Annotated in this window: 12 protein-coding genes; 5 read left to right on the top strand and 7 right to left on the bottom strand. The window is 63.4% G+C overall.

Features of this window, described 5'->3' with window-relative positions; genetic code table 11:
* Positions 1-6 precede the first annotated feature (6 nt).
* Positions 7-519 (top strand): dirigent protein, encoded by a 513-nt coding sequence (locus tag L5014_RS00675; RefSeq protein ID WP_238461666.1) that lies wholly within the window; start codon positions 7-9, stop codon positions 517-519.
* A gap of 143 nt (positions 520-662) precedes the next feature.
* Here the strand turns inward: L5014_RS00675 and argG are convergent, their stop codons facing one another.
* The gene (gene argG, locus L5014_RS00670) at positions 663-1,997 is read right to left on the bottom strand and encodes an argininosuccinate synthase (RefSeq protein WP_238461665.1); all 1,335 of its coding nucleotides are present in this window, start codon (positions 1,995-1,997) and stop codon (positions 663-665) included.
* Positions 1,998-2,264: 267 nt separating this feature from the next.
* Entirely contained in the window at positions 2,265-3,662 is a 1,398-nt protein-coding gene (locus L5014_RS00665; RefSeq protein ID WP_238461664.1) for an MFS transporter, read from the bottom strand.
* Positions 3,663-4,162: 500 nt separating this feature from the next.
* Here L5014_RS00665 and L5014_RS00660 point away from each other — a divergent pair, with 500 nt between their 5' ends.
* Entirely contained in the window at positions 4,163-4,699 is a 537-nt protein-coding gene (locus L5014_RS00660; protein ID WP_238461663.1) for a hypothetical protein, read from the top strand.
* A gap of 148 nt (positions 4,700-4,847) precedes the next feature.
* Here L5014_RS00660 and L5014_RS00655 read toward each other — a convergent pair whose 3' ends face one another.
* The 3 genes from L5014_RS00655 to L5014_RS00645 form a co-directional block, all read right to left on the bottom strand.
* Positions 4,848-5,228 (bottom strand): carboxymuconolactone decarboxylase family protein, encoded by a 381-nt coding sequence (locus tag L5014_RS00655; RefSeq protein ID WP_238461662.1) that lies wholly within the window; start codon positions 5,226-5,228, stop codon positions 4,848-4,850.
* Positions 5,212-5,697 carry a MerR family transcriptional regulator gene (locus L5014_RS00650; protein ID WP_238461661.1) on the bottom strand — a complete coding sequence of 162 codons (486 nt, stop codon included), beginning with the start codon at positions 5,695-5,697 and terminating at the stop codon, positions 5,212-5,214. The genes L5014_RS00655 and L5014_RS00650 overlap by 17 nt, the downstream gene beginning before the upstream one ends.
* Positions 5,698-5,797: 100 nt before the next feature.
* On the bottom strand, positions 5,798-6,442 hold the full coding sequence (locus tag L5014_RS00645) for a histidine phosphatase family protein (protein ID WP_238461660.1): 645 nt from the start codon (positions 6,440-6,442) through the stop codon (positions 5,798-5,800).
* 281 nt (positions 6,443-6,723) lie between these two features.
* Between L5014_RS00645 and chrA the strand changes: the two genes are divergently transcribed.
* The 3 genes from chrA to L5014_RS00630 all read left to right on the top strand — a co-directional run bounded on the left by chrA (position 6,724) and on the right by L5014_RS00630 (position 10,930).
* Positions 6,724-7,953, top strand: coding sequence for a chromate efflux transporter (gene chrA, locus L5014_RS00640; protein ID WP_238461659.1), 1,230 nt, complete (start codon positions 6,724-6,726; stop codon positions 7,951-7,953).
* A gap of 852 nt (positions 7,954-8,805) precedes the next feature.
* Positions 8,806-9,624 carry a peptidoglycan-binding protein gene (locus tag L5014_RS00635; RefSeq protein ID WP_238461658.1) on the top strand — a complete coding sequence of 273 codons (819 nt, stop codon included), beginning with the start codon at positions 8,806-8,808 and terminating at the stop codon, positions 9,622-9,624.
* Between the two features lie 16 nt (positions 9,625-9,640).
* On the top strand, positions 9,641-10,930 hold the full coding sequence (locus L5014_RS00630; RefSeq protein WP_238461657.1) for a hypothetical protein: 1,290 nt from the start codon (positions 9,641-9,643) through the stop codon (positions 10,928-10,930).
* A gap of 156 nt (positions 10,931-11,086) precedes the next feature.
* On the opposite strand, the gene L5014_RS00625 is transcribed toward L5014_RS00630, so the two are convergent.
* Together L5014_RS00625 and L5014_RS00620 are read right to left on the bottom strand one after the other, a co-directional pair.
* Positions 11,087-11,353, bottom strand: coding sequence for a hypothetical protein (locus L5014_RS00625; RefSeq protein WP_238461656.1), 267 nt, complete (start codon positions 11,351-11,353; stop codon positions 11,087-11,089).
* A complete protein-coding gene (locus L5014_RS00620; protein WP_238461655.1) occupies positions 11,344-11,874 on the bottom strand; it encodes a hypothetical protein in 531 nt (176 codons plus the stop codon). Before L5014_RS00620 ends, L5014_RS00625 begins: the two co-directional genes overlap by 10 nt.
* Positions 11,875-12,231 lie beyond the last annotated feature (357 nt).

Below are 12,231 nucleotides of genomic sequence, written 5' to 3'. Positions count from 1 at the left end.
ACGACCATGCAACCCGGAATGCTGGCGACGCTATGCGGCGTGCTTTTCGTTTCGACGACCGCCAACGCACAACAGACGCATATCGCGGCATTCGATGCACCAGCGAGCGGAAACAAGTACACGCAGCAATACATCCTCGAAGTCGGTGATGTGCCCGAGCACAAGCTACGGCTATATGAGCTAGTGCGCAATTACGGCGGCAAAGACCAGACGATCGAAGGCATCGTTCTCAAGGAAGCCGTCATTCGCGCCACGAGCGATCTGACCGACCTGAACGGGCTCGGACGCAGCTATGTCGAATACCGCATGGAGAACGGCGACAAGATTTTTGCGCGTGGATACTTCCTCAACCACAAGCTGCCAGACAGCAACCGTCTGAAGAACCTCACGGAACTGGATATCACCGGCGGCACCGGCAAGTTCCGCGGCATTCGCGGCATCGTGCGCGCGGAAACCACGTCCGACACCAAGGCCTTCAACCAGAACCACACCGAGTTTGAATACTGGTTCGAGAAGTAGCCGCAGCGGGGTGCGAAAACCCAGACAAAAAAATCCCCGCGCCCCAGACCGTTCATTGCAAACGGCCCGATAACGCGGGGATTTTTAAAGCTCGCGAACCACGGCGGCCCTGTTCCTGAAGGCCGCCCAGCCCGCCAGCCGATTTACTTCTTCTCGTCCTTGATCTGCGGCAGCGCCGACGCCTCGCCCGGCGTGAGCAGGCCGACTTGCGAGTAGACGCGCAGCTTGTCGCGCGTGTCGGTGATGTCGAGATTGCGCATCGTCAGTTGGCCGATACGGTCGCGCGGCGAGAACGTCGAAGCCACCTTCTCCATCGAGAGGCGTTCCGGCTGGTACGTCAGGTTCGGCGACTTCGTGCTCAGGATCGAGTAGTCGTTGCCGCGGCGCAGTTCGAGCGCCACTTCGCCCGTGATCGCACGCGCGACCCAGCGCTGGGCCGTTTCGCGCAGCATGATCGCCTGCGGGTCGAACCAGCGGCCCTGGTACAGCAGGCGGCCCAGACGGCGGCCGTTCTCGCGGTACTGCTCGATGGTGTCTTCGTTGTGGATGCCGGTGACGAGACGCTCATAGGCGATGTGCAGCAGCGCCATGCCCGGAGCTTCGTAGATGCCGCGGCTCTTCGCCTCGATGATGCGGTTCTCGATCTGGTCGCTCATGCCCAGACCGTGACGGCCGCCGATGCGGTTCGCTTCGAGCAGCAGTTCCACGGCGTTCGGGAACGTCTTGCCGTTCAGCGCGACCGGCTGGCCTTCCTCGAAGCGGATCGTGACTTCTTCGCGGTCGACCTTGACGTCGTCGCGCCAGAACGCCACGCCCATGATCGGGTTGACGATCTTGATGCCCGATTCCAGGCTCTCCAGATCCTTGGCCTCGTGCGTCGCGCCGAGCAGGTTCGAGTCCGTCGAATAGGCCTTTTCCGCCGACATCTTGTACGCGAAGCCCGACTGGCGCATGAACTCCGACATTTCCGCGCGGCCGCCGAGTTCGTCGATGAACAACTGGTCGAGCCACGGCTTGTAGATCTTCAGATCCGGATTGACGAGCAGGCCGTAGCGGTAGAAGCGCTCGATATCGTTGCCCTTGTAGGTCGAGCCGTCGCCCCAGATGTTGACGCCGTCTTCCTTCATCGCGGCGACGAGCATTGTGCCCGTCACGGCGCGCCCGAGCGGCGTGGTGTTGAAGTAGGTGACGCCACCCGTGGAGACATGGAACGCGCTGCTTTGCAGCGCGGCGATGCCTTCCGCCACGAGCTGCGCGCGGCAGTCGATCAGGCGGGCGCCTTCGGCGCCGTATTCCGTCGCGCGGCGCGGGATCGAATCGTAGTCGTCTTCGTCGGGCTGGCCGAGGTTGGCGGTATAGGCATACGGCACGGCGCCCTTCTTGCGCATCCAGTGCAGCGCGGCGCTGGTGTCGAGGCCGCCCGAGAACGCAATACCTACTTTTTGACCAACCGGAACACTTTCAAGAATCGTACTCATCGACAAAACCCGTTGAATGGAGGACATAGACCAGGCGCATAGTTTACATGATGCGCCGGCTGTCTCCCCGGGTCCGACAGAAATCGTGTCGGGAAATGGTTCCTGGACCGTGGTTTTGGGGCAAATCTGAGGTAGCGGCGGATCATCTTCATCGCACCCCAAATTCATGCGCTCGCGGCTTCGTACAAAAAACTCACAGGTTGCGACAGAGCGTGACTGTTGACTGCAGTGCATATCCCGCTCTTTCGCGCTCCCACGTCTCGCCGCTCAATTCCCGGCCTGCGCCTCCACAGGCTGCACGACCGCCGGCTGCGCCGCGCCGGCCTCCTGCGGCAGCGCCCATTCGAGCCAGCGCGCGCGATGCGCGAGCACCAGCATGAACGCCAGCGCCGCAAGCACGCCGAAGGTCGCAAAACCCATCTGATAGCTGCCCGTGCTTTCCTTCGCAATGCCCATGATCACGGGCAGATAGAATCCGCCGATGCCGCCCGCCGCGCCCACGATGCCCGACATCAGCCCCGTGCGTCCATGCCAGCGGCGCGGCACGAGCTGGAACGTCGCGCCGTTGCCGAGACCGAAGCACACATAGGTAAGCGCGAGCAGCGCGATGCCTGCGCCGAGCGGCGGCATCCAGGCTGCGAACGCGAAATCGCACAGCGAGATAGCCGCGAGCAGCAGCACGAGCGCGCGCACGCCCGAGATGCGATCGGCGATCAGGCCGCCAACCGGGCGCACCATCGCGCCGGTGAGCGCGAGCAGCGACATGATCACGCCAGCCTCCAGCTTGGGCACCTGATAGAGCGAGACCAGCAGCGTCGTCACATACGACGACATGCCCACGAAGCCGCCAAACGTGATGCTGTACACGAGCATGACGACCCACGTGTCGCCTTCGGCGAGCACGCCGCGATAGTGGCGCGGCAGCACGGCAATCGCGAGCAGCGCGCCCATCACCGGCAGCAGCAGCACGCCGGTCTTGCCGGCCCCGAACACGCCCGCATGCACGGCGAGCACCAGCGCGAGCAGGCCCACCAGCGCGATGCAGAACGCGCGCAGTGCCTGCGACGCGCTGCCCGACTTCTGGCCGAGGTCGCGGGCCCAGAAGCACACGGCCATTGCAGCGAGGCCAAGCAGCGGCAGCGCCGCGCCCGTGGCGCGCGTCCAGCCGTAGCTGTTGGCAAGCCCCGGGAACAGGAAACCGTCGAGCACCGCGCCGATATTGCCGGCAGCCGCGAGCCCGAGCACGAGGCCTTGCACTTTCGGCGGATAGTTGCTGCCCGCCATCGGCAGCGCCACCGCGAAGCTCGCGCCGCCCACGCCCAGCAGCACGCCGAGCACGAGCAGCAGCGTATAGGACGGCGCGCCCGGCATCAGCAGCAGCACGAGCGCGGGAACGGCGGAAAGCGCGATGCCCATCAGCGCGACCTTGCGGCCGTCGCAGGCCTGATACAGGTTGCCCAGCGTCACGCGCAGAATGGCCGCGCCCAGCACCGGCACCGCGACGAGCAGGCCGAGTTCGGCCGGCGTCATCTCGACATCCTTCTGGATGAACGGCGCCAGCGGGCCGAACATCACCCACACCGTAAATCCCGTGTCGAAATACAGAAAGCACGCAACCAGCGCACGCCAGTTGCCGCTCTTCAGCGAACTCAAAAGATCTTTCACGAGGCTCTCTCCAGGTCATTCCAGGTAATGAATCTCTGCAACCAGCGGCGTGTGGATTCGTTTATTTCGTAATCCGATGTTTCAACCAAGCCTCTTCACGCGGCGTGCTTGCGGTAATCGCCGCGCGTCTGCGGGGCGAACTGAAATCGCCGAGGCCAGCGTCGGCCTCGCGGCGTATCAAAAGCAATACACATGCCAGCGATAAAAAGGGAAGGTGACTCGATGGTCGCGACAGCCTGCAATAAGGGCTGCCGGCAAGCGGCTCCGCTCTGGCGGCAGCGCGCTCGATAAACGTCTGATGACACGCCATGCGCCGCGCCCCACCAATCATGTGCGATCGATGAAAACTGTTGGTGCACCGCAGCGAAGTCACGCACCAGAGCCGGGCGCGCGCGTCCCGCGTGCAGCGCGCGTCGTCAGGCGACCTATTATTGACAGAAGCGAAGTGCTCCAGATGGGCACGGAGTCAGTGCCAAAGCACTCCGCGAGGGAGGCACATCATGAAACCCGCCGGTTGGATCCTGCTGGGCACGCTGGCCTTCGTCGCTTTCGCCGTGTGGTCGGAAAGCGTTGCAGCGAACACCATGAAGCCCATTGTGGCGCCGATCTCGCCCTCGCGAGGCATGCCGGTTATGCGAACGGCAGCGCAAACGACGGCGCAAACGACGGCGCAAACGACTGCACAAACGATCACGCAAACGGCGGCGCAAACGACGATCGCCATCGTATCCGGCACGTGGGGCGCCAATTGCGGGGCACCGCGCGGCAACGTCACGCGCGATCTCGCGCGGCACTGCAACGGTTTGCGGACCTGCGGCTATGTGCTCGACGCGCGCGCGATGGGTGCGCCATCGTCACGCGTCCAGGGCATGCCGCCTTCAATACGCAACGAGGCATCCCGGGCGTGTCGCGTCGACTATCGCGCGCAATGGAGATGCGGCGGCCACGAATTTCATGACGCGGCGCTTAGCGCAGGCGCGTCGCCTGGCGACACGCTCGTGCTTAGCTGCGTCCACGAAACCGGGCCGGGGCATTGAAGCCCGCCGCGCTCCGCTCCACGACATTTACGCGTCCGCTAGCGCCCCGACCGTTACTGGCTGCTCGATATGAGCGGCAAAACCGCTGCTGCCCGGCGCGATCGACGTGATCTTGCCAGACTAGCACTTCGAAAACGCCCTCACGTCCTCACGCATTCTCCTCTACCGTCACGCCCTCGCCGCCACCCGCACGCTGCGCGGCAAACACCTCGCGCGCCGAAAACAAGCCGTTCAACGCCGCGGGAAAGCCCGCATAAACGGCCATCTGCATGATGGTCTCGACGATCTCCTCTTCGCTCAAGCCCACATTCAGCCCGGCGGCGACATGCACCTTGAGTTGCGGCTGCGCATGGCCTAGCGCGGTGAGCGCCGCAATGGTCGCGATCTCGCGCGAGCGCAGGTCGAGCCCGGGCCGCGCGTAAATATCGCCGAACGGAAATTCCAGCAAATAGCGCGCGAAATCGGGCGCGATGTCCGCGAGCGAGGCAACCACATGCTCGCCCGCGCTGCCGTCAATCGCCGCGAGCATGCGCTGGCCGCGCGCGAGCCGGCTTTCCTGGGGCGCGCCGTGTGCGTCCGCTTCGCGTTGTCCGTTGACCTGATTCTGCCGATTCGTGAAGTTCTGCATGTGCCTTGCCTCGCAAAGATAGGGGGGCGGTCGAATAGCCTTCGATCTTGGCATCGAGTGCGAGAAGACACGATTGAAGCTCGGCAATATGTTCGCGCACGGCCTCGCGGTGCGCCACCAGCAGCTCGCAGCGCTCGCTTTGCGTAGCGGCGCCCTGCGCGCGCAGCTCCGCGTAGCGCAACATGCCCTGGATCGGCATGCCGGTCTTCTTCAGGCGGCCCAGAAACCCGAGCCATTCGAGAATCGACCGGTCGTAGGCACGCTGCCCCGACGCGTCGCGCAGCGCGAACGGTATCAGCCCGATGCGCTCGTAGTAACGGATCGTATGGACGGAGAGGCCCGTCAGGCTTGCCAGATCGCCAATCTTCATGTGTTTCCCTCAACGACATGCTGGATGGTGGGACTTCGAGTGCACTCCAGGTCAAGCGCTTATTTCTGCGAATTGTGTTCGGCGGCGCCTTGCTCACACGCTACTCGCACCCTTCGGGCCGCGCGTTCCAGCGCCGGATCGCGCGGCTCTCGCGGTCGAAGCCGAGGATGCTGATCGTCGCCGTGTCCAGATAGAGATGCGCGCCGAGCGCCGCCGAATTGCCGATCCAGTATCCCGCGAGCACACGCAGAAAATGCGCGTGCGAGAAAACGGCAATGCGCCGGCCCGCACCGCCGCGCGCGCCGGACCCGCCCTGAGCGAGTATCGCGAGCAGGCTCTCGACCACGCCGCGAGCGCGCGCCTCGATCTGCGTGAGGCTCTCGCCGTGCGGGATCGGCGAATGCCAGATGCTCCAGTCCGGCTCCGTCTTGCGGATATCGGCGGTCGTGCGGCCCTCGTAGATGCCGTAATCCCATTCGTGCAGATCGGCCGACACCCTCATCTCTTCGCCGAGGCCCGCCAGCTGGCAGGTCTCGATGGCGCGCGACATCGGGCTCGCGAGCACCGCGTTAAAGCGCAGCGCGGCGAGCGGCCCGGCGAGCGCACGCGCCTGCTTGCGACCATGATCGGTCAACGCGATGTCCGTGCGCCCCGTGTGCTGGCCACTGCGGCTCCACTCGGTTTCGCCGTGGCGGATCAGCCAGACTTCGCCGGTCGCGGCGCTTGCTTTCATATCGACGGACATCGGGGTCACTCCGGTAACGGGCTGCCGCCTCGCGACATAGGCCGCAAGGCGCAAGAACGAATTCGCGGAGTCATTTTAAGGCAGCGGCGCGCACCAGACGGCACGCACCAGACAGCACGATCATCCGACATCCGGTGTCCCAGGGACACTAACGCCACGTTCAGGGATCTATCAGGCTCGACGAGCATACCGGCATCAAGGCGTGCGGGCTCGCTCAGGCGATCGAGTCTAGAATGATGCGCCGCTAACATCGAGCCCCGCTCGAACCTTACCCATCTTCCATGCATACGGACATGTCATCGCCGCGCGCTTCATCCGCAGGCCGCGCTCTCGAAGTGCTGCTGGTATTTCTCAGGCTGGGCGTGACGAGCTTTGGTGGCCCGATTGCTCACCTCGGCTACTTCCGCCGCGAGTTCGTCGAGCGCCGCCGTTGGCTCGACGACGAGGCCTTCACCGATCTGGTCGGGCTGTGCCAGTTCCTGCCAGGCCCCGCCAGCAGTCAGACGGGGTTTTCGATTGGCCTGCTGCGGGCAGGATGGGCCGGCGGACTCGCGGCGTGGTGCGGCTTCACACTGCCCTCGGTGTTCGCGATGCTGATCTTCGCGGCCATTGCGCCGGACCTGGGCGGGCCCGTGGGCGCCGGCGTGGTGCACGGACTGAAGCTCGTTGCGGTGGCCGTGGTGGCCCAGGCGGTCTGGGACATGGCGCGCCGTCTGTGCCCCGATCGCCGCCGCGCGGGCATCGCACTCGCCTCCGTCGCCCTGCTCAGCCTTCTGAGCACCGTATATGCGCAACTCATTGCGATCGCCGCGGGCGCCCTGCTCGGGCTCGCACTGTGCCGCACGACGAACGCTGGCGATACGCGCGCCGCAGTCCAGCATCCCGGCGCGTTTCCCATCTCGCGCAAGGTGGGCATTGCGGCATTGGTTATCTTTTGCGTGCTGCTTTTCGGGCTCCCGCTGATTAGCGCCGCCGCGCAAGGCGTGCGCGTATTCGAAGCGTTTTATCGCTCCGGCGCGCTCGTATTCGGCGGCGGACACGTGGTGCTTCCCTTGCTTCAGCGAGCAACCGTTGCAACGGGTTGGGTCGCGTCGAACGACTTTCTCGCCGGCTATGGCGCGGCGCAAGCCATGCCGGGGCCGCTCTTCACGTTTGCCGCTTTTCTCGGCTGGATGATGGCGGGCCCGCCCAATCATTGGAGCGGCGCGCTGCTGGCTACCGTGGGGATCTTTCTACCGGGGCTATTGCTCGTGCTGGCCGCGCTGCCGTGGTGGCACGCGTTGCGCAGCCGTCCGGCGATGTCTGCGGCTCTTGCGGGGGTCAACGCAGCCGTCGTCGGGCTACTGGCCGCCGCGCTTTACTCGCCGGTGTGGACCAGCGCGGTTGGGACGCAAGCCGATTTCTCCATCGCGTGCATTGGCTTTTTTCTGTTGACGCGATGGAAAGCGCCGCCGCTTGTGGTGGTGGTTTTCTGTATCGCGGCGGGGGTCGCGCAAAGCGTTTTGCGGTGAAAAAACACCTTGCTGAATTTGGCCGGAATATAGAGGGGCGCAGCGTTCAAGAAATGATCACGAATCGAAGATGCTTTAAGCTTGAGGGTAAGAGCCGCATCCCAGTTACCGTTCGTGAACCAGCGTATCCGTCCCCCCTTGCCGCCTGAATGGCCCTTTCCGCCGAGTCGCGACGTCACTGGCCGTACCTTCGGCGACCTTGTCGCGCTTCAATATCGCGGCGCCGACGTGTGGCTCTGGAAGTGCCGGTGCGGTGCCTACGTGACTGCGAGGCTGGATGCGGTGGAGAGCGGCCAAACGCGGGATTGCGGCTGCCGTGAGCAGCGTCGTGTGTGGCGGTCCCGGCCGGGCTCGCCTGCGCTGCGGGGCGGCGAGGTGTTCGGCCAGCTGACGACGCAGCGATACGCCGGCAATGGCCTGTGGGTTTGCCGATGCGACTGCGGTGCCGAGGTGACCGTGAGTGCCGGGCGCCTGCGATTGGGCCAGGCGCGTTCGTGTGGCAACTGCCAGGGCACTTCGACTGACTGAACAACACGCAGCACGCGCGGTCTGGTCATAGCCTGAGTAGTCGCTAGTGGCCAATCAAAACTCCAGGTCCAGGCTGACTGTCCAGCCTTTCACATGGGACCGAATAACTTGTTTGAATTCCTTTTGCCATTTATGGCGATTCCCATCGCTCGATGAGTATTCATTTCGCATGTGCTAGATGAATTCATTCATTTTTCACTGTGCGCCAGCCCACATAAAAAATCCCTTTGTTCTGGAGGCGCTCCAAGTATCACCTACTGTCTGCTTAACTGAATCACACGATTTAACGTTTGACCCGGCGCGGCAATAGAAGGGAGAACGAGCATGCAAAGCAATGTACTTCAGCAAGGCGATAGCGGCAGCGACGTCAGCGAATTACAGCATGCGCTCGTCGAACATCACTTTAGCCCCGGAGCAATCGACGGCATGTATGGGCAAGGCACAGTCGCAGCGGTCATCGCCTTTCAGAAAAGCGAAGGGCTATTGCCCGACGGGGTAGCCGGGCCGCGCACCCTGTGCGCACTCGGCCTTGTGAGTTCGGATGCGTTGCCATCGGCCATTCCCGCAGTAACCGTCGAGATCGTCAGCCGGATGTTTCCCATTACGCCAATAAGGAATGTCAATGCCAATTTGCCACCGCTACTCTCGGCGCTGGTCAAGCATCAGGTGGCCGACAAGCCCATGGTCCTGATGGCGCTTTCCACCGTGCGCGCCGAGGTGGAATGCTTCGAGCCCATCGGCGAAGGACAGTCCCGGTATAACACGTCGCCATCGGGTCATCCATTCGATCTTTACGATAACCGCAAGGACCTGGGTAACCTGGGCGCGCCAGACGGCGCGATCTTCAAGGGAAGAGGATTCATTCAACTCACTGGCCGGCTGAACTACGCGACGTATGGACCGAAGCTGATGCCACCCGTCGATCTGGTCGCGGATCCGGACCTCGCCTGCGACCCGAATATCGCGGCAAATCTGCTTGCACTATTCCTCGCGGACAAAGAGCTTGCGATCAAGAGCGCCTTGCTTGCCGGGAATATGGCAACGGCGCGCAAACTCGTCAACGGCGGCACGAACGGCCTGGATCGTTTCGAAGACGCATATCAGCGCGGCAATGCACTGATTCCCGATTCCTTTGGCGATTAGAACGCGGAGCGAAACGATGGACTCTGCCGTTCTCACTGTCGTGCCGGACGATGGATCCGCGTCGAATACTTTCGACGAACTCATTTTCAAACGCGATTTGAATGAAGTCCATTTGCTGCTCGACTTTATTTCCGGTCGGCCTGGTTCTCATATATCGGATATCGGCGACATCAAGTTCCCGGACCGGAGTAGCGCGAACGGCGCCGTTCTGACCACCCATCAGGTGATCGAGCGTATTTGCGAACTGCGTTATCCGCCACCGACTGCTCAGAGCATGCAAGACAAGGAGGACAATGCGGCGCTTCTTCTCTACGTGAAAGACAGATTGAACACGATCGCGTTTCCGGCTTGCGGCCTGACGGTTGCCTACACATACGTTTTTCTCGAGGAGACCGGGGATTCGAAGCGCCAAAGTGCATTGCCCGTGCATTCGCAGACGCGCGCCCAGATCGCGAAAACGGCCTATCCCGGCCTGGTCGTGAGCGCAAAGCGGTTTCGCCGCTTTCACAAGAGCGTGGCGTGGGCGGGCGCGGCCATCACGCTGCTGGCAGCGCTTCTGTTGTGGCTGGTGGCGTATGGCGTGCAATTGACATCACGATTCGAAGACGACCAACGAAGTGCGGCTGATGTGACGGCCCAGATCTATGCACAAGTCGACAAGGAAAACGCAGCAATACCCGCCGCGCAGCAAAGCCACGACAGCGTGCCGGTACGTTGCCATGCGGGCCAGGTCGATAAGCAAAGCAATCAGATCAGGCTGTTATGCAATCAGTGGTCCTATTTTCAGGCGCGCTACGACAAATCGATCAGCGATGTCGCGACGTTTGCCGACCACTCGCCATCGCGCTGGTTGATGACTCCTTTTCCGGCTTCTCCTGGGCTCAAGGAAAAGGTGGAGGGCGAATACGTCGCCAGGCAGGAGAATATCCAGTCGATCACGCTGGTGCTCTCTGCGTACGCAAGCTATGTATTGCCGGTGATGTTTGGTGTGGTCGGCACGATTGCATCTTTCCTGCGCGACGTGAGCAACCGGATTACGGGCAGCATACTCGCGCCACACGATGAAACGGTCGCCATCATGCGCCTGATTCTGGGAGCGATCGCCGGGCTTGCGGTCGGGCTGTTTTTCACGCCTGCGTCCGTCTCGGCGCAGGTGAGTTCGGGGGCGGGCGTGCTGACACTATCGGCATCGGCGATTGCGTTTCTCGCCGGCTATGGCGCCGACGGGTTTTTCCGGATGATCGATATGATGATCACGCGCGTATTCAGCCTCGACCGCGCCGACAAGTCCCCTCCGGCCCGGTGAATTGGTGGAGCAGGCTGTCCTGCTGTCACCCGCGTCGGCCACGGTGATGCAGCGCGAGTTCGGTCTGCTCGTTCGCGAGCTATTGCCGTACGACATCGAAGAAGGCTTCGTTGCGTATGCGGCGATCGACGGGCGTTCGGGACGACTGTCGATGCGTCACTGCGTGGGGTCATACGGAACCGAGTGCACATCGTTGTTGTAGTTCGGCACATTCGCCCCCGGCGGTGCATTTGGCGGGGCATAGCCGCCCGAACTGTCGTAGTAGCCGTTCGTCGCCGGCGCGGTGCCCGGTGGGCCGTAGTATTCACTCGTGGCCGGGGCGGCATTCTCCCCGGCGCCCATCCCCCTGTCCGCGCCGGGCGCAACCGGCGGTGGGCCGTAGTAGTCGTTCGTGGCCGGCGCAGCGCCTGGCGCTACATACACCGCACCAGGCTGTAAACCCCAAGCTTCGCCCGCGCCTGCCGGGCCGCCGCCCGCCGGTCCCCCAGGCCCGCCACCTGCACCCGGGTTACCCCCCGTGCCATTCGCGCCCGTGGTGCCTGCGCCCGTACTGCCTGCGCCCGTGCTACCTGCGCCTGTGCCCGCAGCACCCGCGCCCGCGCTGCCTGTTCCTGTACCGCCCGCACCCGCACTACCGGTGCCGCCCGCGCCTGCACTACCCGTGCCTGCGCCGCCCGCAGCAGCACTTCCGGACCCTGCGCCGCTTGCACCTGCACCAGCACTTCCTGACCCTGCGCCGCCTGCACCTGCACCAGCACTTCCTGACCCTGCACCGCCTGCACCCGCGCCAGCGCTTCCTGACCCTGCGCCGCCTGCACCTGCACCAGCACTTCCTGACCCTGCACCGCCTGCACCCGCGCCAGCGCTTCCTGACCCTGCGCCGCCCGCGCCCGCGCCAGCGCTTCCTGACCCTGCGCCGCCCGCGCCCGCACCGCCCGCAGCATAAGCCGCACTCGACAGCGCCACCGCCAACACCCATGTCACAGTCTGTTTGGTTGATCGATTCATCGTCCCCCCTTTCTCGTGCAAGTCGCCACCCGCGCAAAGCCGCGCCGCGCGTACGCCAGAAACCGCGCAAGCGATGTGCCACGGCACCGCACGCGCATCATCGGAATTGTTCAGCAGAACTATAGTGATGGCGTTTCGCCCGTTGTCCTCTACACACGGTGCCGGGATACGTCAGAATGCGGATCAGATGGATAAGTCAATAACCATTTATTTCGCATTCCAAATTACTACAATGACATCACCATCGCATCTGCGTAGATCTCCCAGCCCCCAACCCCGATATTCCTGAAAAA

The sequence above is a fragment of the Paraburkholderia tagetis genome (assembly GCF_022213065.1).
Taxonomy (GTDB): Bacteria; Pseudomonadota; Gammaproteobacteria; order Burkholderiales; family Burkholderiaceae; genus Paraburkholderia; species Paraburkholderia tagetis.
This window is presented reverse-complemented; position numbering and strand designations above follow the sequence as displayed.

Bases quoted from the DNA above. Each gene is read 5' to 3' on its own strand.
- argG (WP_238461665.1), bottom strand. From the start codon at position 1,997: ATGAGTACGATTCTTGAAAGTGTTCCGGTTGGTCAAAAAGTAGGTATT.
- chrA (WP_238461659.1), top strand. From the start codon at position 6,724: ATGCATACGGACATGTCATCGCCGCGCGCTTCATCCGCAGGCCGCGCT.
- L5014_RS00630 (WP_238461657.1), top strand. From the start codon at position 9,641: ATGGACTCTGCCGTTCTCACTGTCGTGCCGGACGATGGATCCGCGTCG.
- L5014_RS00655 (WP_238461662.1), bottom strand. From the start codon at position 5,228: ATGCTCGCGGCGATTGACGGCAGCGCGGGCGAGCATGTGGTTGCCTCG.
- L5014_RS00635 (WP_238461658.1), top strand. From the start codon at position 8,806: ATGCAAAGCAATGTACTTCAGCAAGGCGATAGCGGCAGCGACGTCAGC.
- L5014_RS00620 (WP_238461655.1), bottom strand. From the start codon at position 11,874: ATGCTGCGGGCGGTGCGGGCGCGGGCGGCGCAGGGTCAGGAAGCGCTG.
- L5014_RS00660 (WP_238461663.1), top strand. From the start codon at position 4,163: ATGAAACCCGCCGGTTGGATCCTGCTGGGCACGCTGGCCTTCGTCGCT.
- L5014_RS00645 (WP_238461660.1), bottom strand. From the start codon at position 6,442: ATGTCCGTCGATATGAAAGCAAGCGCCGCGACCGGCGAAGTCTGGCTG.
- L5014_RS00650 (WP_238461661.1), bottom strand. From the start codon at position 5,697: ATGAAGATTGGCGATCTGGCAAGCCTGACGGGCCTCTCCGTCCATACG.
- L5014_RS00675 (WP_238461666.1), top strand. From the start codon at position 7: ATGCAACCCGGAATGCTGGCGACGCTATGCGGCGTGCTTTTCGTTTCG.